Origin of the sequence: Pseudomonas azotoformans, from assembly GCF_001579805.1 — a bacterium.
GTDB lineage: Bacteria > Pseudomonadota > Gammaproteobacteria > Pseudomonadales > Pseudomonadaceae > Aquipseudomonas > Aquipseudomonas azotoformans_A.
Genome location: NZ_CP014546.1, coordinates 821,568 through 847,194, shown reverse-complemented (window position 1 = coordinate 847,194; position 25,627 = coordinate 821,568). Strand labels below are relative to the sequence as shown.

Annotated in this window: 26 protein-coding genes and 1 pseudogene; 18 read left to right on the top strand and 9 right to left on the bottom strand. The window is 61.1% G+C overall.

Annotation, left to right across the window (positions count from 1 at the left end):
- The first annotated feature begins 125 nt into the window (after positions 1–125).
- Genes AYR47_RS04050 through AYR47_RS04040 form a run of 3 tightly spaced genes read left to right on the top strand, consistent with a single transcriptional unit; the run spans position 126 to position 2,591 of the window.
- On the top strand, positions 126–1,151 hold the full coding sequence (locus AYR47_RS04050) for an aminoglycoside phosphotransferase family protein (RefSeq protein WP_061434358.1): 1,026 nt from the start codon (positions 126–128) through the stop codon (positions 1,149–1,151).
- A complete protein-coding gene (murU, locus tag AYR47_RS04045) occupies positions 1,148–1,822 on the top strand; it encodes an N-acetylmuramate alpha-1-phosphate uridylyltransferase MurU (protein WP_061434357.1) in 675 nt (224 codons plus the stop codon). Before AYR47_RS04050 ends, murU begins: the two co-directional genes overlap by 4 nt.
- 1 nt (position 1,823) lies before the next feature.
- A complete protein-coding gene (locus tag AYR47_RS04040; RefSeq protein WP_033898122.1) occupies positions 1,824–2,591 on the top strand; it encodes a TerB family tellurite resistance protein in 768 nt (255 codons plus the stop codon).
- A gap of 3 nt (positions 2,592–2,594) precedes the next feature.
- Here the strand turns inward: AYR47_RS04040 and AYR47_RS04035 are convergent, their stop codons facing one another.
- Positions 2,595–3,569 (bottom strand): alpha/beta hydrolase family protein, encoded by a 975-nt coding sequence (locus AYR47_RS04035; protein ID WP_061434356.1) that lies wholly within the window; start codon positions 3,567–3,569, stop codon positions 2,595–2,597.
- A 77-nt stretch (positions 3,570–3,646) separates the two neighbouring features.
- Here AYR47_RS04035 and AYR47_RS04030 point away from each other — a divergent pair, with 77 nt between their 5' ends.
- From AYR47_RS04030 to AYR47_RS04015, 4 genes are all read left to right on the top strand, one after another.
- On the top strand, positions 3,647–6,037 hold the full coding sequence (locus AYR47_RS04030; protein WP_061434355.1) for a PAS domain-containing sensor histidine kinase: 2,391 nt from the start codon (positions 3,647–3,649) through the stop codon (positions 6,035–6,037).
- Between the two features lie 18 nt (positions 6,038–6,055).
- Positions 6,056–6,685 (top strand): response regulator, encoded by a 630-nt coding sequence (locus tag AYR47_RS04025; RefSeq protein ID WP_016977885.1) that lies wholly within the window; start codon positions 6,056–6,058, stop codon positions 6,683–6,685.
- Between the two features lie 225 nt (positions 6,686–6,910).
- Positions 6,911–8,023, top strand: a complete 1,113-nt coding sequence (locus tag AYR47_RS04020; protein ID WP_028618154.1) for an ABC transporter ATP-binding protein — start codon at positions 6,911–6,913, stop codon at positions 8,021–8,023.
- Between the two features lie 43 nt (positions 8,024–8,066).
- Positions 8,067–9,107, top strand: a complete 1,041-nt coding sequence (locus AYR47_RS04015) for an ABC transporter substrate-binding protein (protein ID WP_033898127.1) — start codon at positions 8,067–8,069, stop codon at positions 9,105–9,107.
- Between the two features lie 23 nt (positions 9,108–9,130).
- Here AYR47_RS04015 and AYR47_RS33300 read toward each other — a convergent pair.
- Positions 9,131–9,226, bottom strand: a pseudogene (locus AYR47_RS33300) (N-acetyltransferase); the annotation flags it as partial.
- A gap of 54 nt (positions 9,227–9,280) precedes the next feature.
- On the opposite strand from AYR47_RS33300, the gene AYR47_RS04010 reads away from it, so the two are divergent.
- The 10 genes from AYR47_RS04010 to AYR47_RS03965 all read left to right on the top strand — a co-directional run bounded on the left by AYR47_RS04010 (position 9,281) and on the right by AYR47_RS03965 (position 18,919).
- Positions 9,281–10,528: an ABC transporter permease gene (locus AYR47_RS04010; protein WP_061434353.1), complete on the top strand. Its 1,248-nt coding sequence runs from the start codon at positions 9,281–9,283 to the stop codon at positions 10,526–10,528.
- 12 nt (positions 10,529–10,540) lie between these two features.
- Positions 10,541–11,365, top strand: a complete 825-nt coding sequence (locus AYR47_RS04005) for an ABC transporter permease (protein ID WP_017739612.1) — start codon at positions 10,541–10,543, stop codon at positions 11,363–11,365.
- An 85-nt stretch (positions 11,366–11,450) separates the two neighbouring features.
- Complete coding sequence (locus tag AYR47_RS04000) at positions 11,451–12,599, top strand: iron-containing alcohol dehydrogenase (RefSeq protein WP_061434351.1); 1,149 nt, start codon at positions 11,451–11,453, stop codon at positions 12,597–12,599.
- An 84-nt stretch (positions 12,600–12,683) separates the two neighbouring features.
- Positions 12,684–13,358, top strand: a complete 675-nt coding sequence (gene rpe, locus AYR47_RS03995; RefSeq protein ID WP_010206952.1) for a ribulose-phosphate 3-epimerase — start codon at positions 12,684–12,686, stop codon at positions 13,356–13,358.
- Positions 13,355–14,173 carry a phosphoglycolate phosphatase gene (locus tag AYR47_RS03990; protein ID WP_033898132.1) on the top strand — a complete coding sequence of 273 codons (819 nt, stop codon included), beginning with the start codon at positions 13,355–13,357 and terminating at the stop codon, positions 14,171–14,173. The genes rpe and AYR47_RS03990 overlap by 4 nt, the downstream gene beginning before the upstream one ends.
- Positions 14,174–14,243: 70 nt before the next feature.
- On the top strand, positions 14,244–15,725 hold the full coding sequence (gene trpE / locus AYR47_RS03985) for an anthranilate synthase component I (RefSeq protein ID WP_025857058.1): 1,482 nt from the start codon (positions 14,244–14,246) through the stop codon (positions 15,723–15,725).
- Positions 15,726–15,735: 10 nt separating this feature from the next.
- The gene (locus AYR47_RS03980; protein ID WP_033898134.1) at positions 15,736–16,329 is read left to right on the top strand and encodes an aminodeoxychorismate/anthranilate synthase component II; all 594 of its coding nucleotides are present in this window, start codon (positions 15,736–15,738) and stop codon (positions 16,327–16,329) included.
- A gap of 9 nt (positions 16,330–16,338) precedes the next feature.
- Entirely contained in the window at positions 16,339–17,388 is a 1,050-nt protein-coding gene (trpD, locus tag AYR47_RS03975) for an anthranilate phosphoribosyltransferase (RefSeq protein ID WP_010206948.1), read from the top strand.
- The gene (gene trpC / locus AYR47_RS03970; RefSeq protein ID WP_033898136.1) at positions 17,385–18,221 is read left to right on the top strand and encodes an indole-3-glycerol phosphate synthase TrpC; all 837 of its coding nucleotides are present in this window, start codon (positions 17,385–17,387) and stop codon (positions 18,219–18,221) included. Before trpD ends, trpC begins: the two co-directional genes overlap by 4 nt.
- Before the next feature lie 2 nt (positions 18,222–18,223).
- Positions 18,224–18,919, top strand: coding sequence for a lipoate--protein ligase family protein (locus AYR47_RS03965; RefSeq protein ID WP_033898137.1), 696 nt, complete (start codon positions 18,224–18,226; stop codon positions 18,917–18,919).
- Here the strand turns inward: AYR47_RS03965 and crp are convergent.
- A complete protein-coding gene (gene crp, locus AYR47_RS03960) occupies positions 18,916–19,560 on the bottom strand; it encodes a cAMP-activated global transcriptional regulator CRP (protein ID WP_033898139.1) in 645 nt (214 codons plus the stop codon). The two genes, AYR47_RS03965 and crp, sit on opposite strands and share 4 nt — an antisense overlap.
- Before the next feature lie 247 nt (positions 19,561–19,807).
- Here crp and AYR47_RS03955 point away from each other — a divergent pair, with 247 nt between their 5' ends.
- A complete protein-coding gene (locus AYR47_RS03955) occupies positions 19,808–20,230 on the top strand; it encodes an OsmC family protein (protein ID WP_005792019.1) in 423 nt (140 codons plus the stop codon).
- Positions 20,231–20,283: 53 nt separating this feature from the next.
- Here the strand turns inward: AYR47_RS03955 and AYR47_RS03950 are convergent.
- The 6 genes from AYR47_RS03950 to AYR47_RS03920 all read right to left on the bottom strand — a co-directional run bounded on the left by AYR47_RS03950 (position 20,284) and on the right by AYR47_RS03920 (position 25,604).
- Positions 20,284–21,506, bottom strand: a protein-coding gene (locus AYR47_RS03950; protein WP_167351249.1) for an IS3 family transposase whose coding sequence is annotated in 2 segments (ribosomal slippage) — positions 20,284–21,155 and positions 21,155–21,506 — 1,224 coding nt in all. Because the reading frame shifts where the segments join, the coding sequence is not laid out codon by codon here.
- A 105-nt stretch (positions 21,507–21,611) separates the two neighbouring features.
- The gene (gene coq7, locus AYR47_RS03940; RefSeq protein WP_033898140.1) at positions 21,612–22,259 is read right to left on the bottom strand and encodes a 2-polyprenyl-3-methyl-6-methoxy-1,4-benzoquinone monooxygenase; all 648 of its coding nucleotides are present in this window, start codon (positions 22,257–22,259) and stop codon (positions 21,612–21,614) included.
- A 117-nt stretch (positions 22,260–22,376) separates the two neighbouring features.
- Positions 22,377–22,715: a histidine triad nucleotide-binding protein gene (locus AYR47_RS03935; RefSeq protein ID WP_010206940.1), complete on the bottom strand. Its 339-nt coding sequence runs from the start codon at positions 22,713–22,715 to the stop codon at positions 22,377–22,379.
- 46 nt (positions 22,716–22,761) lie between these two features.
- Complete coding sequence (locus tag AYR47_RS03930; RefSeq protein WP_033898141.1) at positions 22,762–23,550, bottom strand: SDR family NAD(P)-dependent oxidoreductase; 789 nt, start codon at positions 23,548–23,550, stop codon at positions 22,762–22,764.
- A gap of 64 nt (positions 23,551–23,614) precedes the next feature.
- Positions 23,615–24,571, bottom strand: coding sequence for a DUF805 domain-containing protein (locus AYR47_RS03925; RefSeq protein WP_033898142.1), 957 nt, complete (start codon positions 24,569–24,571; stop codon positions 23,615–23,617).
- 70 nt (positions 24,572–24,641) lie between these two features.
- Entirely contained in the window at positions 24,642–25,604 is a 963-nt protein-coding gene (locus tag AYR47_RS03920) for an NAD(P)H-dependent flavin oxidoreductase (RefSeq protein ID WP_061434349.1), read from the bottom strand.
- Between the last annotated feature and the right edge of the window lie 23 nt (positions 25,605–25,627).

Below are 25,627 nucleotides of genomic sequence, written 5' to 3'. Positions count from 1 at the left end.
TAGTCCGGGCTTCCTGCGTGCCATCTGCCCGCGGTTTGGGCCGCACGCCTCTCGATGGTCTGAAAAAGATGCGTGATAATAAAGCATGCCCCGCTTGACGGCTAGCGCCGTCGGAGACCCTTGTAATGCCCGAGCAAGATCTACGTTTACAACAGCTGGAAGTCTGGCTGGATGAGCAATTACCGATCCTTTTCAATGCTCAAGACTGGGGTGCCGTACCCCCGGCTACATTGACCGCGGCCAGCAGCGACGCGAGTTTCAGGCGCTACTTCCGTTGGGAAGGCGGTGGCCGGACCTTCGTGGTCATGGACGCCCCACCCCCCCAGGAAAACTGCAAACCTTTCGTCGATATCGCACATTTGCTGGCAAAGTCAGGAATAAATGTTCCAAAAATTTATGCAGAAGATTTGCCGCGTGGCTTTCTTTTGCTCAATGACCTGGGCAGAAAAACCTATCTGGACGTGATTGACGACAAAAACGCCGATGCATTGTTTGCCGATGCCATCGACGCCTTGTTGGCCTTCCAGCAATTGCCGATGGACGCACCGCTGCCCAGCTATGACGTCGCCTTGCTGCGCCGCGAGCTGGAGTTGTTTCCGGAGTGGTACGTGCGCCGTCACCTGGGTATCGAACTGGATGCGCAACAACAAGCGCTTTGGCAGCGGGTCAGTGATCACCTGATCGACAGCGCCCTGGCGCAGCCGAAAGTCTTGGTGCACCGCGACTATATGCCGCGCAACCTGATGATCAGCGAGCCTAACCCCGGCGTGCTGGATTTCCAGGATGCGGTCTACGGGCCAGTCACCTACGACATCACCTGCCTGTTCAAGGACGCCTTCCTCAGCTGGCCCAAGGCCCGCGTGCGGGACTGGCAGCGTGGGTATTGGGAACGTGCGGGGCAACTGGGCATTCCGGTGCAGGCGGATTTCGATGATTTCCTGCGCGCCAGCGACCTGATGGGTGTGCAACGCCACCTCAAGGTCATCGGTATCTTCGCGCGCATTTGCCATCGTGACGGCAAGCCTCGCTACCTGGCCGACGTGCCGCGCTTCTTTGCTTATATAGAAGCGGTGCTGGCAGATCGTCCCGAGTTGAGCGAGTTGGGTGAACTGCTGGCCAGCCTGCGCCAACCCGCCGAGGCGAGTGTATGAAGGCGATGATCCTGGCGGCCGGCAAGGGCGAGCGGATGCGTCCGCTGACCTTGCATACGCCCAAGCCGCTGGTACAGGCCGGCGGCAAGCGCCTGATCGAGTATCACTTGGAGGCGCTGGCCAAGGCCGGCTTCACCGAAATCGTGATCAACCATGCCTGGCTCGGCCAGCAGATCGAAAGCTACCTGGGGGATGGGGCGCAATTCGCCCTGCGCATCCGTTACTCCCCCGAAGGTGAGCCGTTGGAAACCGGCGGTGGGATTTTCCAGGCGTTGCCGTTGCTGGGGGATGAACCTTTCCTGGTGGTCAATGGCGATATCTGGACCGACTACGACTTCACCCAGCTCAAGCAGCCGCTCAACGGCCTGGCCCATCTGGTGATGGTTGATAACCCGGCCCATCACCCTTCGGGCGGTGATTTCTACCTTGATCAAGGTTTGCTTCATGATGCAGCGCCCGGTGCCGATAACCTGACCTTCAGTGGCATTTCAGTGCTCGACCCCAAGCTGTTCGCGGGTTGCAGCGCGGGTGCCTTCAAGCTGGCGCCGCTGCTGCGGACCGCCATGGCCAAAGGGCTGGTAACGGGGGAACACATGGCGGGACGCTGGATTGATGTCGGCACGCTGGAGCGCCTAGCGCAGGTCGAAACCCTGCTGACAGCGGGGCAGTAACATGCTGTGGCCAGGGACGCTGATCGGCGCCGGGGCTGGCTTTGCCATTGCCAGTATTCCGGGGGCCATGTTGGGGGCACTGTTGGGGCAGGCGCTGGATCGTCGTCTGCAACTGCACAGTTGGGCGCAGTTGCGCGAGCGCCTGGGTGGGCGCCCGGCGTTGCGCAATGACGAGCTGTTGTTTGTGTTGCTGGGGCGGTTGGCCAAGAGCAATGGTCGGGTGGTGGATGGGCATATCCAGCAGGCGCGTCAGGAGATGCGCTCGCTCGACATGACCGACTCGGCCCAGCGCCGCGCGATTGCGGCGTTCAATCGCGGCAAGTCCGGCTCCGACCGGGTGCGCAGTTACCTGCGCGTGCTCAAGGCTCAGCCCCATGCGGCGGAAGGCGTATTGCGCGCGTGCTGGCGCATGGTCTGGGCGGACGGCAAGGCGGATGACGCCGAACGTGACCTGATCGACCAATGGGGCAAATGGCTGGGGTGGACGCCGCAACAGTTGCAGGCGCTGGCGGCCGACTACACACCGGAGCGCAAGCCGCTGGTCAGTCGTGGCCCCACTTATCAGGACGCGTTGCGCTTGCTGGGGGTGACGGCCACCACCGAGCCGTCTGTGATCAAGCGGGCTTATCGTCGCCTGCTCAGTCGCCATCACCCGGACAAGATCGCCGGCACCGGCGCCAGCCCCGCGCAAGTGCGTGAGGCCACCGAGCGCACTCGCGAATTGCACACTGCCTATACGTTGATTCGCGAGCGCCGGGACTTCCGGTAGGTTTCAGTCGGCGTTGGCCTGTGGGCTCAACCAGCCGCGAACCCTGCGATATAACTGCTCCTGCTCGGCAGCACTGTTGCCGGGCAAGGCTTTCAACGACACCTGCTTGTAACCGTCATTCTTTAAACGCTTGGCTGCCTGGGCGCGGGCCACGGCGTTTTTGCGTGATTGGGCGTTGTCCTGATAGAAGACATCGGCGGTCGGCAACTTCAGGCCGGGGGCCAGTTGCTGCACATCTGGATGCCGTCCGTTGGGCGTCTGCGCGCCCACCATCACAAACTTCTGCACTTGGGACGGTTGTTTCTCGCTCAAATAGCGTGCGGCCCACCAGGCACCGGTGCCATGGCCGAGTAGCACCACGCTGCGTGCGCTCTGGGTCTGTGCGAAGGCCACGGCGGCGTCGATGCGGTCGAAGATGCGCGAGGCGTCGGTCTTGTCCTGCTCATCGGCGCCCGGCACCACCGCCGGGTCGGTGCCTTCGGCTTCGGCGCTGGCGGCCTGCTCGATGGGTTTGTCAGCGGTACTCGCTTCCTTGCTGCTGGTGTCGACAGTCGCCTTGGGCGCCTCCATCACACGCGGTGGCAACGTATCCACGCTTACATCCGGTAACGATAGGCTGAGGCTGCCCCAGTTGGCGTCCGGCAATTTGTGCCGCAGCGGGCTGATTGCTTGCGGCCAGTCAGCATTTTCGCCGGCGCCGGGGACGATAATCACCACGCCTTCAGGCTCGGCGCTGTTGGCGGGTTTCCAGAGGGCGAGGAATGAATCGCTACCGGCCTGCAATTGCTGCTGTTCTTGTTGCGGGATCTTGCGTTCGAGGGCGCTGGCTTCTGCCTGGCTGCGCTCGGGCAAGGGCTGGCGCTCGACCGGTCTTTCCGCGGCAGGTGCGGGTGCGTCAGCGGCCTGTACAGAAAAGGCGCTGGTAAAAAGCAGCGACAGGCACAATGCTGGCAATGCTGAACGGTGAAGAAAGGGCATCGTAAATTCCCGGCCAGAAGTGATTCCAGCAGCCTAATGGGTTGGTCAGTATTTGTCAGTGATGTGAGACGTGGATCATGGGTTTTCGCTGTCTGCTGGTTATCGGCTGTTTGTGCCTTGCCTTGATGGCAAATGCAGCCCCTGCGCCCGTCGCGCCCCAGGCACAACTCAATGCGCAGCAACGCGAATGGCTGGCCCAGCACCCGGAGCTGCGGGTGGGCCTTGTGTTGCAGGCGCCCTACGCGCAATACGATCGGCGTTTGCAGCGGCTGTCCGGGGCTAATGTCGAGTTGATGCAATGGCTGGCCAAGGCGCTGAATATCGAGCTGACTTGGCGCAATTTCCCCAATCAGGAACAACTGGAAGCCGCCGTGCGTGAGGGCGAAGTGGACATCGCCCCGGGCCTGCAACAAACCCCGGCGGGTTTGCGCCTGTGGTTGTTCACCGACCCTTATATGCGCGTGCCGCAACACATCGTCGGCATCCGTGAGGGCGGCGGCGCCGTGGAGCTGGAGAAGCTCGATGAGCAATCCCGCGTCGCCGTGCGCATGCCCAGCGCCGTGGCTGATTACCTGCGCAGCACCTACCCCGGCCTCAACCTGCAGGGCGTACCGATGGAGCGCCAGGCCCTTCAATTGTTGGTGAGCCAGCAAGCGCGTTATGCGGTGGTGGATGAAGCGCAGTTGAGCCGTTTGTCCGGCGAGGCGGAGTTTGCCGGGCTGGCAGTGGTGGGCGATATCGGCCTGCCGCAATTGCTGCGGGTGGCCACGCGACGAGAATGGCCGGAACTGGCCGGCATCATGCAAAGTGCCTTGCGTGCGATTCCTGCCCGCGACCTTGATCAACTGCACAACCGCTGGCTGCAACCCAAATACCCACGGCTGACGGAGTCCCCTGGTCTGTGGCAAAACCTCAGTCTATTGTTGGGCCTGTTGCTGCTCGCCAGCCTCGCCGTAGTGTTCTGGCAACGCCGCCAGCAACGGGTGCTCGAACACGGCCTGTTGGCCGCGCGGGAAGAAAGCGCTGCCCGCGCCGCGGGTGCCGAGGCCTTAAGGCTGACACAGTTTTCCATCGACCAAAGCACCGTCGGCATCCTCTGGGTCAACTGGGACAGCCACGTGCGCTATGCCAATCACGCGGCCGAAAGCATGCTCGGCTACGGCCCCGGTGCGCTGATCGAGCGACCGCTGGTCGAGTTCGATCCCACCCTCACCATGGACCGCTGGCTGAACCTGTGGCGACGCGCCCGCGCCAGTGAGGAGGGACCGCAGAGTTTTGCCACTGACTGCCTGCGGGCGGATGGCAGCGTGTTGCCTGCGGATGTGTCCTTGAGCTTCCTGCGGTTTGCCGACGGCGAATACCTGGTGGTTTATCTGAATGACGTCACCGAGCGTCGTCGCGCGTTGGCGGCCTTGCAGGAAAGTGAGGCGCGCCTGCAGGGCATCGCGGCGAACGTGCCGGGGCTGGTGTTCCGCCTGGAGCGTTTGCCGTTGAGCGACGAAATCGAATTCGCCTACATCAGTGAGGGCAGCGAAAGCCTGGTGGGCTACGCGCCTGCTGTGCTGAGCCGACCGGAAGTGGGGATTCGCAGTGTGGTGCATCCAGACGACCGCGCCAGTTACCTCGGTACGCTGGATCAGGCTACCGACACTGAGAGCAACTGGTTCTGGCAAGGTCGAATTCTTCCACGCCAGGGCGAACAGCGCTGGGCCGAGATCAAGGCGGTCACCCGACGTCTGGAAGACGGCTCGGTGGTGTGGGATGGGATTGTGTGGGACATCAGCGAAAGCAAGCGCATCGAGCTGGAACTGGATGCCTCCCGTGCGCAACTTCGCGAACTGTCCGCCCACCTGGAAACCGTACGCGAAGAAGAAAAGGCCCGTATCGCCCGTGAAGTGCACGACGAACTCGGGCAAATGCTCACCGTGCTCAAGCTCGAAACCTCCATGTGCGAGCTGGCCTATGCGCAGCTGGATCCCGGTTTGCATGAACGCTTGAACAGCATGAAACGCTTGATCGCCCAGCTGTTCCAGTTGGTGCGCGATGTGGCGACGGCACTGCGCCCGCCGATTCTGGATGCAGGGATCGCCTCGGCCATTGAATGGCAGGCGCGGCGCTTTGAAGCGCGCACGCAAATTCCCTGTTTGGTGCAGGTTCCGGATAACCTGCCGACCCTCAGCGATGCCAAGGCCATTGGCTTGTTCCGCATCCTGCAGGAGGCGCTGACCAATGTGATGCGCCATGCCCAGGCACATACTGTTGAACTGACCCTGGCCCTGGAGGGCACGGATTTGCGTCTGACCATCAGCGACGATGGCGTCGGTTTCGTCCAGGCCCAGGGCCGCCCAGTGTCGTTTGGCCTGGTGGGCATGCGCGAGCGCGTGCTGATCATGGGTGGGCAGTTGAGCCTGGACAGCGAGTTGGGGGAGGGCACCACCCTGAGTGTCACGGTGCCATTGGATGCATAACACCATGAGGAAATCCCTGTGATCCGCGTACTGGTAGCCGAAGACCACACCATCGTTCGTGAAGGCATCAAGCAATTGATCGGCTTGGCCAAAGACCTGTTGGTGGTGGGGGAGGCCAGCAATGGCGAGCAATTACTGGAAACCTTGCGCCACGTTGCCTGCGAGGTGGTGTTGCTGGACATTTCGATGCCCGGCGTCAACGGCCTGGAAGCGATTGCGCGGATCCGTGCGCTGAACAATCCGCCGGCCATCCTGGTGCTGTCGATGCACGACGAAGCGCAAATGGCCGCCCGCGCCTTGAAGGTCGGTGCCGCCGGTTACGCCACCAAGGACAGCGACCCGGCGCTGTTGCTCACGGCGATTCGCAAGGTGGCGGCAGGTGGGCGATATATCGACCCGGACCTGGCCGACCGGATGGTCTTCGAAGTCGGCCTCACCGATACGCGACCGCTGCATTCATTACTGTCGGAGCGCGAGTTCTCGGTGTTCGAGCGCCTGGCCCAGGGCGCCAACGTCAACGACATCGCTCAACAGTTGGCGCTGAGCAGCAAGACCATCAGCACCCACAAGGCGCGGCTGATGCAAAAGCTCAATATCACGTCCCTGGCGGAGTTGGTGAAATACGCCATGGAGCACAAGCTGCTCTAGCCGCATACCTGATAACGACACCGCGAAAACCCCGCCGAGCCCATTCTTGCTGCTTGCAGCTCGCCCCCTGTCGCTGCACCGTCCCGTGCGCGCCATCCGTGTAGGGCAATCCCTACCCCGAACCTTCCATCCGACTGATGCAATTCTCTCCTGGCCCCCGATTTCCGGGGCCTTGCGCCTGGACTACGCTTGTCTCACAGCAGTCCAAAACAAAAAGGTGCGGGTATGAGCGAGGTGGATTCAAATGATGTGCTGGTCAGCTTTCGTGGCGTGCAGAAGAGCTACGACGGCGAGAACCTGATCGTCAAAGACCTCAACCTGGAGATTCGCAAGGGCGAGTTCCTTACCCTGCTCGGGCCTTCCGGGTCCGGCAAAACCACCAGCCTGATGATGCTCGCCGGCTTTGAAACGCCGACCGCCGGCGAAATCCAGCTGGCCGGGCGCTCCATCAACAACGTGCCGCCGCATAAGCGCGACATCGGCATGGTGTTCCAGAACTACGCGCTGTTTCCGCACATGACCGTGGCCGAGAACCTGGCGTTCCCGCTGTCGGTGCGGGGCTTGAGCAAGACCGATATCAGCGAGCGGGTCAAACGCGTATTGAGCATGGTCCAGCTTGATGCGTTCGCCCAGCGCTACCCGGCGCAACTCTCCGGCGGCCAGCAACAGCGCGTGGCATTGGCCCGCGCGCTGGTGTTCGAACCGCAACTGGTGCTGATGGACGAACCCCTCGGTGCCCTCGACAAGCAACTGCGCGAACACATGCAGATGGAGATCAAACACCTGCACCAGCGCCTCGGCGTGACGGTGGTGTATGTGACTCACGACCAGGGCGAGGCGCTGACCATGTCTGACCGTGTGGCGGTATTCCACCAGGGCGAGATCCAGCAGATCGCCGCGCCGCGCACCCTTTACGAAGAACCGAAGAACACCTTCGTCGCCAACTTCATCGGCGAGAACAACCGCCTCAACGGCCGCTTGCACAGCCATACCGGCGAGCGCTGCGTGGTGGAGCTGGCGCGCGGCGAGAAGGTCGAGGCGCTGGCCGTGAATGTCGGCCAGGTCGGCGGTCCGGTGACCCTGTCGGTGCGCCCGGAGCGCGTCAGCCTCAATGGCTCCAGCGAAAGCTGCGTCAACCGCTTCTCTGGGCGCGTGGCCGAATTCATCTACCTGGGCGACCACGTGCGCGTGCGCCTGGAAGTCTGCGGCAAGGCCGATTTTTTTGTGAAACAACCGATTGCCGAGCTGGACCCAGCCCTGGCGGTCGGCGACGTGGTACCGATTGGCTGGCAAGTCGAGCACGTTCGCGCACTCGACCCACTTCTAGAGGCGAATTGATCGCCCCCTGGCTTCACCAACCCTGCACGTGGAGAGAACAACAATGTTGAGATCCCTGAAGTATTCCGCCCTGGCTTTGGGCTTGATGGGCGCGACACAGGCCATGGCAGGCCCGGACCTGACGGTCGTGTCCTTTGGCGGCGCGAACAAGGCGGCCCAGGTCAAGGCCTTTTACGCACCGTGGGAAAGCGCGGGCAACGGCAAGATCATCGCTGGCGAGTACAACGGTGAGATGGCCAAGGTCAAAGCCATGGTCGACACCAAGAGCGTGTCCTGGGACCTGGTGGAAGTGGAGTCGCCGGAGCTGTCCCGTGGCTGCGATGAGGACATGTTCGAGCCCCTCGACCCGAAACTGTTCGGCAACAGCGCCGACTACGTGAAGGGCGCGATCCAGCCGTGCGGCGTGGGCTTCTTCGTCTGGTCCACCGTGCTCGCCTACAACGCCGACAAGTTGGCCAGCGCACCGACCAGTTGGGCGGATTTCTGGGACACCAAGAAATTCCCGGGCAAGCGCGGCCTGCGTAAAGGCGCCAAGTACACCCTGGAATTCGCACTGATGGCCGACGGCGTCGCGCCGAAGGACGTCTACAAAGTGCTGGCCGGCAAAGATGGCCAGGACCGTGCGTTCAAGAAGCTCGACGAACTCAAGCCATCGATCCAGTGGTGGGAAGCGGGCGCACAGCCGCCGCAATACCTGGCTTCGGGTGACGTGGTGATGAGTTCGGCCTACAACGGCCGCATCGCCGCCGTGCAGAAAGAAAGCAACCTGAAAGTGGTGTGGAACGGCGGCATCTACGACTTCGACGCGTGGGCAATTCCTAAGGGCCTGGCGAAAGACCGTGCTGAAGCGGCGAAGAAATTCATCGCCTTCTCGGTGCAGCCACAGCAACAGAAGACCTACTCGGAAAACATCGCCTACGGCCCGGCCAACACCCAGGCCGTGCCGCTGCTGGCCAAGGACATCCTCAAGGACATGCCGACCACCCCGGAAAACATCGCCAACCAGGTGCAGATCGACGTGAGCTTCTGGGCGGATAACGGTGAGCAGTTGGAGCAGCGCTTCAACTCGTGGGCTGCCAAGTAACTCTCTAGAGCTGTGAGATCGAATCTGTGGCGAGGGAGCTTGCTCCCGTTGGACTGCGCAGCAGTCCCCTCTTTTGGGGCCGCTTCGCGCCCCAGCGGGAGCAAGCTCCCTCGCCACAGAACAAGTGCCACACCCACCGTTTTGCATTGATGTTTAAGAAATCGGAGTCAGCCATGGCCATCGCCGTTCCCTCGAACGAGGTCAACAGCCCCACCCTCAAGCAGCGCCTGGCGCGTGCCGAGCGGCTCAATCGCTGGAAGGCCCAGGCCTTGATTGCGCCGCTGGTGCTGTTCTTGCTGTTGGTGTTCCTGGTGCCGATCGTGGCGCTGCTGTTCAAAAGCGTCGGCAACCCGGAAGTGGTGGGCGGCTTGCCGCGTACCGTGGTGGCGGTGACGGCCTGGGATGGCCGCGGGTTGCCGGGCGAGCCGGTGTACCAGGCCCTCAGTGAGGACTTGGGCGAGGCCCGTCAAAATCAGACCTTGGGCGATCTGTCCAAGCGCTTGAACATGGAACTGGCCGGCTATCGCAGCCTGCTGACCAAAACCGCGCGGGCGCTGCCGTTCAGTGAAGCGCCTGCCTCCTATAAAGAAGCGCTGGAAAACCTTGATGAACGCTGGGGCGACCCGGCGTACTGGCAGGCGATCCGGCGCAATACCAGCAGCCTGACGCCGTTCTATCTGCTGGCGGCCGTCGATCACCGCATCGATGACCTCGGTGAAGTGGCGCCCGCCACGCCGGACCAGGCGATCTACCTGGACATCTTCGCCCGGACCTTCTGGATGGGCCTGGTGATCACGGCGGTTTGCCTGCTGCTGGCCTATCCGCTGGCCTACCTGCTGGCCAACCTGCCAGCCCGCAAAAGCAACCTGCTGATGATCCTGGTGTTGCTGCCGTTCTGGACCTCGATCCTGGTGCGAGTCGCCGCGTGGATCGTGCTGCTGCAATCCGGCGGCCTGATTAACAGCGCACTGCTGGGCATGGGCCTGATCGATAAGCCGCTGGAGTTGGTGTTCAACCGGACCGGCGTCTACATCTCCATGGTGCACATCTTGCTGCCGTTCATGATCCTGCCGATCTACAGCGTGATGAAGGGTATCTCGCCCACCTACATGCGCGCGGCGATTTCACTGGGCTGTCACCCGTTTACCAGTTTCTGGCGCGTGTACTTCCCCCAGACCTACGCTGGTGTCGGAGCCGGTTGCCTGTTGGTGTTCATCCTGGCGATTGGTTACTACATCACCCCGGCTCTGCTGGGCAGCCCGAACGACCAGATGGTCAGTTACTTCGTGGCGTTCTACACCAATACCAGCATCAACTGGGGCATGGCCACGGCGTTGGGCGGCTTGCTGCTGTTGGCCACCGTGTTGCTGTACCTGATCTATAACCGCCTGGTCGGCGCCAGCCGCCTGCGCCTGAGCTGAGGAGACCTTGCGATGCTGAGCCCTTATATGTCGCCCGTCGAACGGGTGTGGTTCTACAGCTTGCGGATTCTCTGCGGCTTGATCCTGTTGTTTTTGATTTTGCCGGTGCTGGTGATCATCCCGCTGTCGTTCAACAGCGGCAGTTTCCTGGTGTACCCGTTGCAGGGCTTCTCGCTGCATTGGTATCAGGACTTCTTCGCCTCCGCCGAGTGGATGCGGGCGCTGAAGAACAGCATCATCGTCGCCCCGGCGGCCACGGTGCTGGCGATGGTATTCGGCACCTTGGCAGCGATTGGCCTGACTCGCGGCAACTTCCCAGGCAAGGCGCTGGTGATGGCGCTGGTGATTTCACCGATGGTGGTGCCGGTGGTGATCATCGGCGTGGCCAGCTACCTGTTCTTTGCACCGTTGGGGCTGGGCAATAGCTTCTTCTCGCTGATCGTGGTGCATGCGGTGCTGGGTGTGCCGTTTGTGATCATCACCGTGTCGGCCACATTGCAGGGGTTCAATCACAACCTGGTGCGGGCGGCGGCCAGCCTGGGTGCTTCGCCATTGACCGCATTCCGCCGGGTGACCTTGCCGTTGATCGCGCCGGGGGTGATTTCCGGGGCGTTGTTTGCGTTCGCAACGTCGTTCGATGAAGTGGTGGTGACGCTGTTCCTCGCCGGCCCCGAGCAAGCCACGCTGCCGCGCCAGATGTTCAGCGGTATCCGGGAAAACCTCAGTCCGACGATTGCGGCGGCGGCAACCCTGCTGATTGCGTTCTCGGTGTTGCTGTTGCTGACCCTGGAATGGCTGCGCGGCCGCAGCGAGAAACTGCGCACCGCCCAGGTGTAACGACCATTCGCCTGATGAATGGCTGACAACACGCCATAGGGAGCTACTCTTGTGCCAGCCCATCACTTAATAAGAGGCCGCGCACATGAGTACCTCCTCATTCAAGATCGCCCACAAACTGCTGACTGGCGCTGGCGCCATCGAACAGCTGGCCTTTGAACTCACGCGCCTGGATGTGGACAACCCGCTGATCGTCACCGATGCCGCGCTGGTCAAATCCGGCACCGTGGCGCTGGCGCTCGAACACTTGGGCGAGCGCACCTACGAGATTTTTGACCGGGTGTTGCCCGATCCGGAAATCGCCATTGTCGAAGACTGCATGCGGGTCTACCGCGAGGGCGGGCACGACGGCCTGATCGGCGTGGGCGGCGGCAGCGCCATCGACATTGCCAAAAGTGTTGCGGCGTATGCCGGCTACCACGGCGCGCTGGCGGATTTGTTCGGCGTCGACCAGGTGCCACGCAAGGGCCCGCCGCTGATCGCTATCCCCACCACCGCCGGTACCGGTTCGGAAGTGACCAATGTGGCGATTCTCTCCGACAAGGCTGTGCAGCTGAAAAAAGGCATTGTCAGCGATTATCTGTTGCCGGACGTCGCGCTGATCAGCCCGCAAATGACCCTGACCTGTCCACGCAGTGTCACTGCCGCCAGCGGCGTGGACGCGCTGGTACATGCCATCGAATCCTACCTGTCGCTGAACGCCTCGCCGATCACCGACGCCTTGGCTATCGGCGCCATCAAGCTGATCGCCCAGGCATTGCCCAAGGCCTACGCCAACCCGGCCAACCTGCAGGCTCGCGACGACATGGCCACCGCCAGCCTGATGGCCGGCATGGCATTCGGCAATGCCGGGGTCGGCGCGGTGCACGCGTTGGCTTATCCGTTGGGTGGGCGTTTCAATATCGCCCATGGTGTGAGCAATGCGCTGTTGCTGCCCTATGTGATGCACTGGAACAAGCTGGCCTGCGTGGAGCGCATGCAGGAGATTGCCCAGGCCATGGGCGTGAATATCACCGGCTTGAGCGTCAACGATGCCGCCGACCAGGCCGTGGAGGCGATGACGCGATTGTGCGCCGCCGTCGAGATCCCGGCAGGACTGCACAGTTTCGGGGTTCCCGAAGATGCAATCCCCGCCATGGCCGTGGAAGCGGCGGGCATTGAGCGGCTGATGCGCAACAATCCGCGCAAGCTCAGCGCGGCCGATATCGAGAAAATCTACCGGGCCGCTTACTAACCGTTGAGTTAGGTCACGGTGCGCGCGGCAAAGCATGAGGTATACAATGCGCGCCATCGTGATTTAGCTCAAAAAAGGTGCGTCATGCAGCCCTTCGTTATTGCTCCATCGATTCTCTCCGCCGACTTCGCCCGCCTGGGTGAGGAAGTGGACAAGGTATTGGCCGCTGGTGCCGACTTCGTGCACTTCGACGTCATGGACAACCACTACGTGCCCAACCTGACCATCGGCCCGATGGTCTGTGCTGCGCTGCGCAAGTACGGCATCACTGCGCCGATTGATGCACACTTGATGGTCAGCCCGGTGGATCGCATCATCGGCGACTTCGTCGAAGCCGGCGCCACCTACATCACCTTCCACCCGGAGGCCTCGCTGCACGTCGACCGCACCTTGCAGTTGATCCACGAAGGCGGTTGCAAGGCGGGCCTGGTGTTCAACCCGGCCACTCCGCTGAGTGTGCTTGAGTACGTGATGGACAAGGTCGACATGATTCTGTTGATGAGCGTCAACCCAGGCTTCGGCGGCCAGAAGTTCATCCCCGGCACGCTGAACAAGCTGCGTGAAGCCCGTGCGCTGATCGATGCGTCCGGCCGTGACATCCGCCTGGAAATCGACGGTGGGGTCAACGTCAACAATATCCGCGAAATCGCCGCCGCTGGTGCCGACACCTTTGTGGCTGGCTCGGCGATCTTCAATGCGCCGGACTATCAGGAAGTCATCGACAAGATGCGTGCCGAGTTGGCGCTGGCGCGTCCATGAGCGGCTTTGAGCAGCTGTTCCCCGGCAAATTGCCACGGCTGGTGATGTTCGATCTGGACGGCACCTTGATCGACTCGGTGCCCGACCTGGCGGCGGCGGTGGACGACATGCTGCTCAAGCTGGGACGTAAGCCGGCAGGGATCGAGTCGGTGCGCGAATGGGTCGGCAACGGCGTGCAGATGCTGGTGCGCCGGGCCTTGGCCAACAACATTGATGCCGAAGGCGTGGATGATGTGGAGGCCGAGCATGCCCTGGAACTGTTCAACGCCGCCTACGAAGATGGCCATGAACTGACCGTGGTTTACCCCGGCGTGCGCGACACGCTCAAGTGGCTGAGCAAGCAGGGCGTGGAAATGGCCCTGATCACCAACAAGCCGGAACGCTTCGTCGCACCGCTATTGGACCAGATGAAAATCGGCCGGTATTTCCGCTGGATCATCGGTGGCGATACCCTGCCGCAGAAAAAACCCGATCCGGCGGCCCTGTTTTTCGTGATGAAAATGGCCAATATCCCGGCCTCGCAGTCGTTGTTCGTCGGCGATTCACGCAGTGATGTGCTGGCGGCAAAGGCGGCGGGCGTGCAGTGCGTGGCCCTCAGTTACGGCTATAACCATGGTCGGCCAATCGCCGAAGAGTCGCCTTCACTGGTGATTGATGACCTGCGTCTGTTAATCCCCGGTTGCTTGGGAGCTGGCGCTGAGATAACGTTGCCCGATACCGATCCGTCCCCTTCTGGAAATTCCATCGTGGTGGTCACTCGCAAACTCTGGATGAAAGTCATCAAGGCCCTGGCCCGCTGGCGTTGGCGCGCCTGACTGATCCTGGCCGCACTCTGCGGCGCGTTTGCATACCTGACTGTTAGACCCTCAAGCCACGAGGCATATCATGACCCGCGAAGAATTCCTGCGTTTGGCCGCTGCCGGCTATAACCGCATCCCCCTGGCCTGCGAAACCCTGGCCGACTTCGACACGCCGCTGTCGATCTACCTGAAACTGGCCGACGAGCCCAATTCCTACCTGCTCGAGTCCGTACAGGGCGGCGAGAAGTGGGGGCGTTACTCGATCATCGGCCTGCCGTGCCGCACAGTGCTGCGGGTACACGACCATCATGTGAGCATCACCCATGATGGCGTCGAGATCGAAAGCCACGACGTAGAAGATCCACTGGCGTTCGTCGAAGCGTTCAAGGCGCGTTACAACGTGCCGACCATTGCTGGCCTGCCGCGTTTCAACGGCGGCCTGGTGGGTTACTTCGGTTACGACTGCGTGCGTTATGTGGAAAAACGCTTGGGCAAATGCCCGAACCCGGATCCGCTGGGCGTGCCGGACATTCTGCTGATGGTTTCCGATGCCGTGGTGGTGTTCGACAACCTCGCCGGCAAGATGCACGCGATTGTGCTCGCCGACCCATCCCAGGCGGACGCGTTCGAACAAGGCCGCGCCAGCCTCGAAGCCCTGTTGGAAAAACTGCGCCAGCCAATCACTCCGCGTCGCGGCCTGGACCTCAGCCGTCCGCCGGCGGCCGACCCGGTGTTCCGCTCCAGCTTTACCCAGGATGACTACGAGCGCGCCGTCGACACCATCAAGGAGTACATCCTCGCCGGTGACTGCATGCAGGTGGTGCCGTCGCAGCGTATGTCCATCGACTTCAAGGCCGCGCCAATCGATCTGTACCGCGCCCTGCGTTGCTTCAACCCAACGCCGTATATGTACTTCTTCAACTTTGGTGACTTCCACGTGGTGGGCAGTTCGCCGGAAGTGCTGGTGCGCGTCGAAGACAACCTGATCACCGTGCGCCCGATTGCCGGCACCCGCCCACGCGGTGCGACCGAAGAGGCCGACCTGGCGCTCGAAGAAGACCTGTTGAGCGACGACAAGGAAATCGCCGAGCACCTGATGCTCATCGACCTGGGTCGCAACGATACCGGGCGTGTCTCGGAAATCGGTTCGGTGAAGCTCACCGAGAAGATGGTCATCGAGCGTTATTCGAATGTGATGCACATTGTGTCCAACGTCACCGGCGAGCTGAAAGCCGGCCTGACGGCGATGGACGCACTGCGCGCGATTCTGCCGGCGGGCACCTTGTCGGGTGCGCCGAAAATTCGCGCGATGGAAATCATCGACGAGCTGGAGCCGGTCAAGCGTGGTGTCTATGGCGGTGCCGTGGGTTACTTCGCCTGGAACGGCAACATGGACACGGCCATTGCGATTCGCACCGCCGTGATCAAGGACGGGGAACTGCACGTGCAGGCCGGTGGCGGGATCGTCGCCGACTCGGTGCCGGCCCTCGAATGGGAAGAAACCCTGAACAAGCGCCGCGCGATGTTCCGCGCCGTTGCGCTGGCTGAACAGACCCCCAATTCCTGAGGTTTCCCCCATGTTGCTGATGATTGATAACTACGACTCCTTTACCTACAACGTTGTGCAGTACCTGGGTGAGCTGGGTGCCGAGGTCAAGGTGGTGCGCAACGACGAACTGACCGTGGCCGAAATCGCCGCCCTGAACCCGGAGCGCATCGTGGTTTCGCCAGGCCCGTGCACGCCGACCGAGGCAGGCATTTCCCTCGAAGCGATCCAGTATTTCGCCGGCAAGCTGCCGATCCTGGGCGTGTGCCTGGGCCACCAATCCATCGGCCAGGCCTTTGGTGGTGACGTGGTGCGTGCGCGCCAGGTGATGCACGGCAAAACCAGCCCGGTGTTCCATAATGATGTCGGCGTGTTTCATGGCCTCAACCTGCCGGTGACCGTGACCCGCTATCACTCGCTGGTGGTCAAGCGCGAAACCCTGCCGGAATGCCTGGAGTTGACCGCCTGGACCCAGCTGGAAGACGGCTCGGTCGATGAGATCATGGGCCTGCGCCACAAGACACTGAATATCGAAGGGGTGCAATTTCACCCCGAGTCGATCCTGACCGAGCAGGGCTACGAGCTGTTCGCCAACTTTCTCAAGCAGAGCGGCGGCACGCGCTAAGGACTTTCCATGGATATCAAGACTGCCCTGAGCCGTATCGTCGGCCACCTGGACCTGAGCACCGCTGAAATGAGCGATGTGATGCGCGAAATCATGACCGGTCAATGCACCGACGCGCAGATCGGCGCGTTCATGATGGCCATGCGCATGAAGAGCGAGAGCATCGACGAGATCGTCGGCGCCGTGTCGGTGATGCGCGAGCTGGCGGACAAAGTCGAACTCAAGACCCTCGACGGCGTGGTCGATGTGGTCGGTACCGGTGGTGACGGTGCGAACATCTTCAACGTGTCGACGGCTTCTTCGTTTGTGGTCGCGGCGGCGGGTTGCACCGTGGCCAAGCACGGTAACCGCGCGGTGTCCGGCAAGAGCGGCAGCGCCGACCTGCTGGAGGCGGCCGGGATCTACCTGAACCTGACGCCGGTCCAAGTGGCGCGCTGCATCGACAGCGTCGGCATCGGCTTCATGTTTGCCCAATCCCACCATGGTGCGATGAAGCACGCCGCAGGCCCGCGCAAGGACCTCGGCCTGCGCACCCTGTTCAACATGCTCGGCCCGCTTACGAATCCGGCCGGTGTGAAACACCAGGTGGTGGGCGTGTTCAGCCAGGCACTGTGCCGGCCATTGGCCGAAGTACTGCAACGCCTGGGCAGCAAGCATGTGCTGGTGGTGCATTCCAAGGACGGCCTGGACGAATTCAGCCTGGCGGCACCGACCTTTGTGGCGGAGCTGAAGAATGACCAGGTCACCGAGTATTGGGTCGAGCCGGAAGATCTGGGCATGAAGAGCCAGAGCCTGCACGGCCTGGCGGTGGAAAGCCCGGCGGCCTCACTGGAGTTGATTCGCGATGCCCTGGGGCGTCGCAAGACTGAGAACGGTCAAAAAGCTGCCGAGATGATAGTGTTGAATGCGGGTGCTGCGCTGTATGCGGCCGACCACGCCTATAGTCTTAAAGAAGGTGTCGCCTTGGCCCACGATGCGCTGCACACCGGTCTGGCTCGCGAAAAGCTCGAAGAGCTGGGAGCATTCACCGCAGTATTCAAGATGGAGAATGAAGGATGAGTGTGCCGACCGTTCTGGAAAAGATCCTGGCCCGCAAGGCCGAAGAAGTGGCTGAGCGTCGTGCCCGCGTGACCCTGGCCGAGCTGGAAGCCCAGGCGAAGATCGCTGATGCTCCGCGTGGCTTTGCCAATGCGTTGATCAAGCAGGCCAAGGAAAAGCAGCCGGCCGTCATTGCTGAAATCAAGAAAGCTTCGCCGAGCAAGGGCGTGATTCGTGAGATCTTCATTCCTGAAGAGATCGCCAAGAGCTATGAGAAGGGCGGTGCGACCTGCCTGTCCGTACTGACTGATATCGACTATTTCCAGGGTTCCGACCTGTTCCTGCAGCAGGCCCGCGCCGCGTGCAAGTTGCCGGTGATCCGCAAGGATTTCATGGTCGACCCGTATCAGATTGTCGAAGCTCGTGCCCTGGGCGCCGACTGTGTGCTGTTGATCGTCTCCGCCCTGGATGACGTGAAGATGGCGGAACTGGCGGCCGTGGCGAAAAGCGTTGGCCTGGATGTGCTGGTAGAAGTGCACGACGGTGACGAACTGGAACGCGCCCTCAAAACCCTCGACACACCGCTGGTGGGGGTTAACAACCGTAACCTGCACACCTTCGAAGTCAGCCTGGAAAACACCCTCGACCTGCTGCCGCGCATTCCACGCGACCGTCTGGTGATTACCGAGAGTGGTATCGTCAACCGTGCCGATGTGGAGCTGATGGAGATCAGCGGTGTTTATTCGTTCCTGGTGGGCGAGACCTTCATGCGTGCCGAGAACCCAGGGGCCGAATTGCAGCGCCTGTTCTTCCCGGAGCGTGGCGTGGCGGTCAGCGGTTCGACCCTGGATTGATGATGACTCAGCCGGTGGCGATGACTGTCGAAGCAGGGCTTGCCGCCGAACAAGACCTGATGGCGGCGGTTTGCGCGGGTGAGCGGGAATATGGGTTGCTGTTCTGGCAACCCAGCGACCAAGCCTTGGTCATGCCACGTCGTTTGAGCCGCTTGCCGGCTTTTGAGACCGCCAGCCAGGTTTCCGCGGATGCCGGTTGGCCGGTATTGCTGCGTGAAACCGGTGGAGAACCGGTGCCGCAGTCGAGTGCCACGGTCAACATCGCCCTGGTCTATGCTCCGCCGCGCAGCGAAGGCGATCAGAACCGTATCGAAACGGGTTACTTGCGTTTGTGCCAACCGATCTGCGATTTGCTGATCGAGTTGGGAGGCGATGCGTCCGTCGGTGAAATCGACGGCGCGTTTTGCGACGGCCGCTACAACGTCAACCTCAACGGCCGCAAAATGGTCGGCACCGCCCAGCGTTGGCGGCAAAGTGGTGGGCGCCCGGTGGGGTTGGTGCACGGTGCGCTGTTGCTGGAAAACGATCGCGACGAGCTGATCGCGGCGGTCAATCGCTTCAATGAAGCCTGCGGCCTCGACCAGCGGGTGCGCGCCGACAGCCACATTGCCTTGCACGAAGCCTTCCCCGCGCCGGATGCGATCAGCCGGCTGGACACCCTGTACCGCAAAATGCTGGCCAGTTTCCTGCCGGTTTAGCGGGTGCCAAACACCACCATCGTCTTGCCTTTGACGTGTACCAGGTTGCGCTCTTCCAGGTCCTTGAGCACGCGACCGACCATCTCCCGTGAACAGCCGACAATGCGCCCGATTTCCTGACGCGTGACTTTGATCTGCATTCCGTCGGGATGCGTCATGGCGTCGGGCTGCTTGCACAAATCCAGCAGGCAACGGGCGACTCGTCCCGTTACATCAAAAAATGCCAGGTCGCCGACCTTGCGCGTGGTGTCGCGCAGACGCTGGGCAATCTGGCCGCTCAGGGCATAGAGAATGTCGGGATCGTGCTGGGAAAGCTCGCGGAACTTGGCGTAGCTGATCTCGGCCACTTCGCATTCGACCTTGGCGCGCACCCAGGCGCTGCGCTCCTGTTCCTTGCCAGCTTGTTCGAATAGCCCCAACTCCCCAAAGAAATCCCCGGTGTTCAGGTAGGCGATGATCATTTCGCGGCCGTCTTCATCCTCGATCAAGATGGTGACCGAGCCTTTGATGATGAAGAACAGCGTTTCGGAGCGTTCACCCGCGCAGATGATGTTGTGCTTGGCCGGGTAGCGGCGTCGCTGGCAATGCATCAACAATTTGTCGAGATTCTTGATCTTGGGTATGGGAGTAAGGGCAACCATGGTTGTATCCCGAAAAGACTGCGCTAAATAGTTTGAGTTGTTGTATTCATCGGGTATCGGCACTGATACGCGCTGTATAAAGGGTGGCATTACGCCATCGATTTGGCGTCAGCTTAACAGACACATTCTGACTCGATTAGCCAATTTTCCGTGCAAACCCTGCTATTGATCGCTTTTGTTGGAAACGCTGACGCAGGCGGGCCCTGTGCTAAGCTGGCGACCCTTTTTTAGCAGTGGAGTCTGGGCGATGAAGGCACGCATCCAATGGGCGGGCGAAGCCATGTTCCTCGGTGAGTCGGGCAGTGGCCATGTGGTGGTCATGGATGGCCCGCCGGAAGCCGGTGGCCGTAACCTGGGCGTACGCCCGATGGAAATGCTCCTGCTGGGCGTAGGCGGTTGCAGCAATTTCGACGTGGTCAGCATCCTGAAAAAGTCCCGCCAGGCCGTGGAAAGCTGCGAAGCCTTCCTGGAAGCCGAGCGCGCCACTGAAGACCCCAAGGTGTTCACCAAGATCCACATGCATTTCGTGGTGAAGGGCCGGGCGCTGAAAGAAGCCCAGGTCAAGCGTGCTATCGAGCTGTCAGCCGAGAAGTATTGCTCGGCGTCGATCATGCTTGGCGCGGCCGGTGTGGCCATCACCCATGATTACGAAATCATCGAGTTGGGTTGATCGCTCAATCGGAAGGTGTCTAGTCCTGAAATAGGTTTACACCTGTTTCAGTCTCAAAACGCCCGATGCACCGCATCGGGCGTTTTGTATTTCAGGGACAGGTGTGGCCGTTCCCCGTTGTAGATCAGCACCGACTCATCCACCATTTTCACTGCGTCCGCCAGATTTTTAGGGCGATACAGCAGGAACTCGGTCTTCAAAATGCCGTTTATCCTCTCCGCCAGAGCATTCTGGTAGCAGTCATAGCCGTCGGTCATTGAGCACCTGACGCCATGACTAGCGTGCAAGCGTTGATAAAGCTCAGAGCAGTATTGGGCTCCACGGTCTGAGTGATGGATCAGTGGCAGCGTGCTTCGGCGCTCACCAACTGCCTTTTCCATCGCCTTGATTACCGACTCGGTATGCAAGCTCTCATGCACATGATGGCCTACGATCTTGCGCGAGTAGGCGTCTGTCACCAGGCTCACATAAGCCACGCTTTCCTGTGTCGGCAGGTAGGTGATGTCTGCAACCCAGACCTGCTCTGGCCTATTGGCCACTATCTGCTCATGACCTGCTTTGAGCAGGTTAGGGTGTCGGCGAAAACGGTGATGGCTGTCCGTCGTTTTGTGGTATGCCCGTTTGCGTACAACCAGTTCTCGAGCGTTGCGCAGGATGCTAAACAGGCGGTCTCTGCCGACCCGAACTGATGCACCAACTTCAACGCTCATCAGGTAATGCAGCTTGCGCGTGCCTATCCGTGGCTGACGGCGGCGCTTTTCAAGAACAAAGTCCATGACCTCTTGATCTTGACGAGCCCTCTCGTCGAAAACCCGATTGCGTTGGTAATACGCTTGGCGCGAAATGCTCATAAACAGGCAAGCCCTCGTGATGCTCAGGCCTTGGATTTGCCCTTGCGAGAGGACTTGCCGGGTCGCTTTTTTACGACGGAAACACCGTAGTCATTTTTCAGAACATTCACGACGGCTTCGAAGAATTGCGCTTTCTGATTGCTTAGCGCCAGCTGTTCTTCGAGCTCTTTGATCCGCTGCTCGGGGGTCAGCGGGAGGGTTGGCTCGGTCATGGACCTGCTCCTCGGCTCTCGAATTGACGCGCCTTGGCTCCAGTCCTGCCGGCCGTGCTTGCGTAGCCAGACCAGTACTGTGGACCGGCCCTGAATGCCGTAGCGCCGTTGAGCCTCTTTATAACTCAACTCGCCCTTTTCGACCTGGTCTACGACCGATAATTTAAAGGCTAGCGTGTAGTCACGCTGGCTCCGCCTTTTGCCCGAATCCATTGACTCCTCCTGAAGATAGGTCAGAAGGCGTAAACCTTATTCAGGACGGGACAAGGCAAAAAGAAAGGGCACTGTGATAGCGCCCTTTTTTTCGGTTCGATGCATTCAAATTCTATAGGTGCTTTTGGTCATGACTTTGGCCAAGAGACTCATACCGAACCGCACCGGCGCGGGGAAGCGGAAACCGCCCGCATCCAACGCGCTTTCGGCGTGGTGTTCTTCATCGATGCGCATCTGCTCAAGAATCGCCCGGGACTTTTCGTCCTCGACCGGCAGTTGTTCCAGATGCTCATCCAGGTGTTTGCACACTTGATGTTCGGTGGCGGCGACAAAACCCAGGCTGACTTTGTCGCTGATCAGGCCGGCAGCGGCGCCAATCCCGAACGACAAACCATAAAACAGCGGGTTCAGCACGCTCGGGTGACTGCCCAGTTGGCGAATGCGTTGCTCGCACCAGGCCAAGTGGTCGATTTCTTCCTCGGCGGCATGTTCCATGGCGGCACGGACCTGCGGCAGCTTGGCGGTCAGGGCCTGGCCCTGGTACAGCGCCTGGGCGCAGACTTCGCCGGTATGGTTGATGCGCATCAGGCCGGCGACGTGGCGGGTCTCGGTCTCGCTCATCTGGGCGTCGGGCTGCACAATCGCGGGCGAAGGGCGGTACGGCTGACCACTGAACGGCAGCAGCGTACGCATGGCCATGTCGGCTTGCAGCAACAGACGGTCAATCGGCGAGTAGTGACGTTGGGTAGTCATGCTGACCTCCGGGAAGAATCTCGGCGGCCAGTTTACCGCAAGAGAGGGGGAAGCGTTTGCGCTGCGTCAAGGGCATGGGGTCGCAGCCTGGGGCCGCGACCTTTGCTGAAGGGCAGATCAGCCCGGCGGCCAGTTCATCTGGCGCTGACCCAGCACATGCATATGGATGTGATAGACGGTCTGCCCACCTTTCGGGTTGCAGTTCATCACCACCCGGAAACCTTCTTCACAGCCTTGTTCCACGGCCAGGCGCTGGGCGGTGAACAGAATATGACCGGCCAGGGCTTTATCTTCTTCGGTCAGGTCATTAAGGGTCGGGATGTGTTTCTTGGGAATGACCAGGAAATGCACAGGCGCCGCCGGGTGGATGTCCTTGAACGCCAGGACTTGATCATCTTCGTAGATGATATCCGCGGGTATTTCTCTGTTGATGATCTTGGTGAACAGAGTATCCACAGCTGTTTCTCCATTATGAATGTGCAGGGTGAGTGTACTCAGCCAATCAACGTGGGCAATAGGCCTTGTTGATGGCGCCGGCGATCTTGCGGGTCAGCCAGCGTGGGCTGAAGCGCGGGCTGAAGGCGATCCAGCGGTTACGGCGGCCAGGGATGATGATGGCTTTGTTTTTATCCAGGGCGCGCACGGTGTAGAGCGCCACTTCTTCGGGGCTCATCAGCTGTTGGCTGCGGTCGAGCTTGGCGGTGTCCATCTGCGCGGTGCCGAAGAACGCGGTGCGAGTAGGGCCGGGGCAGAGCACCGAGACCTTGATGCCGCAGGTCTTCAATTCCTCACGCAAGCCTTCGGAAAAGTGCAATACATAGGCTTTGCTGGCGTAGTAAGTGCTCATCCACGGGCCGGGCTGGAACGCCGCGATGGACGCCACATTGAGAATCTGCCCGCCGCCGTGCAGCGCCATGGTGTTGCCAAGGGCGTGGCACATACGGGTCAAGGCGAGGATGTTGACCTCCATGAGGTCTTGTTCGGTCATCCAATCCTGGGCGAGGAATGGCCCGCTGGTGCCGATGCCGGCGCAGTTCACCAGCAGGTCGATCTGCCGCTCGCCTTCCTCAAGCTCCAGCAGGAACCCGGACAAGCGCAACGGCTCGCCGAGGTCGCAGGCCCGGAACAGCACCTCGACGCCAAAGCGTTGGGTCAACTCGATTGCAATGCTTTCCAACTGATCACGCTGGCGGGCCACCAGAATCAAGCTGCGGCCGCGACGGGCCAGGGCTTCGGCCATGGCCAGGCCGATGCCGCTGGAGGCGCCGGTGATCAGAGCGTAACGGGTCATGCCTTTCTCCATCGCAACGCCACCGCGCCTGTGACAAAGGCATCACAGGCCGGGGGGCGTTTCTTCACTGTTCTGGAGAGTCTACAGGTTCGCCCGCTTCGTCAGCACTCTGCGCTTCGTCTTCTTCGACGGTGGTGGCTTGGTCGGCATCTTCATCGGAGGTGATGGAGCTGCTTTCGTAGCTGCTGTCCATGTTGGCTTCGAGCTGGTTCAGGTAGCCGTTCATGCCCAGGGTTACCACGATGGCAAGCATGACCGGGATAAACGCCAGCCACAGGGTGGCCAGGACTTTTACCGCCGTGGAGTTGCGTGGTGGTGGCGCGCCATACTGGTTGGCGCCTGCATTGCCCGGCAATACCAGCAGCAGGATCGGGAAGACACTGTTCACCAGCGGAACCAGGTTGAGGAAGTACAACCAGCCAGACCAGCCCAGGTCGTGCAGGCGCTGCACACCGATTTGCACACTGACCCAGACCAGCGCAACAAACAGCCCGAGGCCTAGCAGTACACCAAGAATGGTCCCCGCCGTTGGCGAAGCGGTGGCAACGGCAAAGCTGACGGTGCTGATGATGCCGCCCGCAACCAGCAGTGTGAGGGTCAACACCAGGGTCCAGGCGAGGTATCGCAGTCGACCGATGCGCCCGTGGATAGTGAACACCTTGAGGGTGGCGTATTCCGGCAGGTCATCACCCACGGCGGAACGTGGTGGTGCGTAAGGTGAAGCTGCAGGGCGCGAGAAGTTGCCAGAGTCCGTTTCGTGAGTTTCGTCCAGGCTGAAGGCCACGGGCTGTTCGGGTTCAATGCGCGCATCGACCCCGGCGTTTTTCAGTGCGGTGAGGTAGGTTTCCGCATCCGGGCGCGACAGGTCACGTTTGAGCGCGACCGGGCGACCGGTGAAGAGCTTCTCGATGGCTTCGACGTCGCTCTTGAACAGCTCGGCCAGGTTCAGCTTGGCCGTGGTGCTTTCGACACCCGGGAGCAATGCTCCATCAAACACGATCTTGAAACGGTTGTCGCTCATGCGGGCTTCCTTGTCACTTGATTCAGGGAGGTAGGGCAGGCCGGCTCAAATGGCAGGCCTTGCGGTTGGGTCAGCGCGGCCAGCGCAATTGAGCGGCCTGTTCGCGGGCCTTGCGGTATTCGGCATCCAGACGGGCAACCAGTTCATCGACGCTGGGCAAATCATCAATTTCACCGACACCTTGGCCGGCGGACCATACAGTCTTCCATGCCTTGGCTTCGTCGCTCAACGGCTTGAGCTTGGAACCGAAGTTGACCTCGCCTTTGCCTTGCAGGGCGGCGAGGTCGAAACCGGCGTTTTCCAGGCTCTGGCGCATGAAGCTGGCGGGCACGCCGGAGACAGCGGGAGTGTGCACGATGTCGGCGGCGCGCGATGTGAGCAGCATCTCTTTATAGGCATCCGGGGCGTGGCTTTCGGTGGTGCCGATAAAGCGCGTGCCGAAATAGGCAAGGTCTGCGCCGAGCAACTGGGCGGCGAGAATTTCGTGCCCGTGGTTGAGGCAGCCAGCCAACAGCAAGGTTTTGTCAAAGAACTGGCGAATCTCCGCAATCAGCGAAAACGGACTCCAGGTGCCAGCATGGCCACCGGCACCGGCCGCGACGGCGATCAGTCCATCGACGCCGGCTTCGGCAGCCTTCTCGGCATGACGTCGGGTGGTGACGTCATGGAACACCAGGCCGCCGTAGCTGTGTACGGCGTCGACCAATTCCTTCACGGCGCCCAGGCTGGTAATGACGATCGGCACTTTGTGCTCGACGCAGATCGCCAGGTCCGCCTCCAGCCGTGGGTTGCTGTGGTGCACGATCAGGTTGACGGCGTAGGGAGCGGGGTTATCCAACTGTGCCAGGCCCGCTTCGATTTCCTCCAGCCAGGCCTTGAACCCGCTGCTTTCGCGTTGGTTGAGCGCCGGGAAACTCCCGACCACCCCATTGCGGCAGCACGCCAGGACCAGTTGCGGGTTGGAAATCAGGAACATCGGCGCCGCCACGACGGGCAGGCGCAGGCGTTGTTCAAGCAGAGCGGGCAATGACATTGGAGGTACCCCGAGTAATTGAA

Bases quoted from the DNA above. Each gene is read 5' to 3' on its own strand.
- AYR47_RS04050 (WP_061434358.1), top strand. From the start codon at position 126: ATGCCCGAGCAAGATCTACGTTTACAACAGCTGGAAGTCTGGCTGGAT.
- murU (WP_061434357.1), top strand. From the start codon at position 1,148: ATGAAGGCGATGATCCTGGCGGCCGGCAAGGGCGAGCGGATGCGTCCG.
- AYR47_RS04040 (WP_033898122.1), top strand. From the start codon at position 1,824: ATGCTGTGGCCAGGGACGCTGATCGGCGCCGGGGCTGGCTTTGCCATT.
- AYR47_RS04035 (WP_061434356.1), bottom strand. From the start codon at position 3,569: ATGCCCTTTCTTCACCGTTCAGCATTGCCAGCATTGTGCCTGTCGCTG.
- AYR47_RS04030 (WP_061434355.1), top strand. From the start codon at position 3,647: ATGGGTTTTCGCTGTCTGCTGGTTATCGGCTGTTTGTGCCTTGCCTTG.
- AYR47_RS04020 (WP_028618154.1), top strand. From the start codon at position 6,911: ATGAGCGAGGTGGATTCAAATGATGTGCTGGTCAGCTTTCGTGGCGTG.
- AYR47_RS04015 (WP_033898127.1), top strand. From the start codon at position 8,067: ATGTTGAGATCCCTGAAGTATTCCGCCCTGGCTTTGGGCTTGATGGGC.
- AYR47_RS04010 (WP_061434353.1), top strand. From the start codon at position 9,281: ATGGCCATCGCCGTTCCCTCGAACGAGGTCAACAGCCCCACCCTCAAG.
- AYR47_RS04005 (WP_017739612.1), top strand. From the start codon at position 10,541: ATGCTGAGCCCTTATATGTCGCCCGTCGAACGGGTGTGGTTCTACAGC.
- AYR47_RS04000 (WP_061434351.1), top strand. From the start codon at position 11,451: ATGAGTACCTCCTCATTCAAGATCGCCCACAAACTGCTGACTGGCGCT.
- rpe (WP_010206952.1), top strand. From the start codon at position 12,684: ATGCAGCCCTTCGTTATTGCTCCATCGATTCTCTCCGCCGACTTCGCC.
- AYR47_RS03990 (WP_033898132.1), top strand. From the start codon at position 13,355: ATGAGCGGCTTTGAGCAGCTGTTCCCCGGCAAATTGCCACGGCTGGTG.
- trpE (WP_025857058.1), top strand. From the start codon at position 14,244: ATGACCCGCGAAGAATTCCTGCGTTTGGCCGCTGCCGGCTATAACCGC.
- AYR47_RS03980 (WP_033898134.1), top strand. From the start codon at position 15,736: ATGTTGCTGATGATTGATAACTACGACTCCTTTACCTACAACGTTGTG.
- trpD (WP_010206948.1), top strand. From the start codon at position 16,339: ATGGATATCAAGACTGCCCTGAGCCGTATCGTCGGCCACCTGGACCTG.
- trpC (WP_033898136.1), top strand. From the start codon at position 17,385: ATGAGTGTGCCGACCGTTCTGGAAAAGATCCTGGCCCGCAAGGCCGAA.
- AYR47_RS03965 (WP_033898137.1), top strand. From the start codon at position 18,224: ATGACTCAGCCGGTGGCGATGACTGTCGAAGCAGGGCTTGCCGCCGAA.
- crp (WP_033898139.1), bottom strand. From the start codon at position 19,560: ATGGTTGCCCTTACTCCCATACCCAAGATCAAGAATCTCGACAAATTG.
- AYR47_RS03955 (WP_005792019.1), top strand. From the start codon at position 19,808: ATGAAGGCACGCATCCAATGGGCGGGCGAAGCCATGTTCCTCGGTGAG.
- coq7 (WP_033898140.1), bottom strand. From the start codon at position 22,259: ATGACTACCCAACGTCACTACTCGCCGATTGACCGTCTGTTGCTGCAA.
- AYR47_RS03930 (WP_033898141.1), bottom strand. From the start codon at position 23,550: ATGACCCGTTACGCTCTGATCACCGGCGCCTCCAGCGGCATCGGCCTG.
- AYR47_RS03925 (WP_033898142.1), bottom strand. From the start codon at position 24,571: ATGAGCGACAACCGTTTCAAGATCGTGTTTGATGGAGCATTGCTCCCG.
- AYR47_RS03920 (WP_061434349.1), bottom strand. From the start codon at position 25,604: ATGTCATTGCCCGCTCTGCTTGAACAACGCCTGCGCCTGCCCGTCGTG.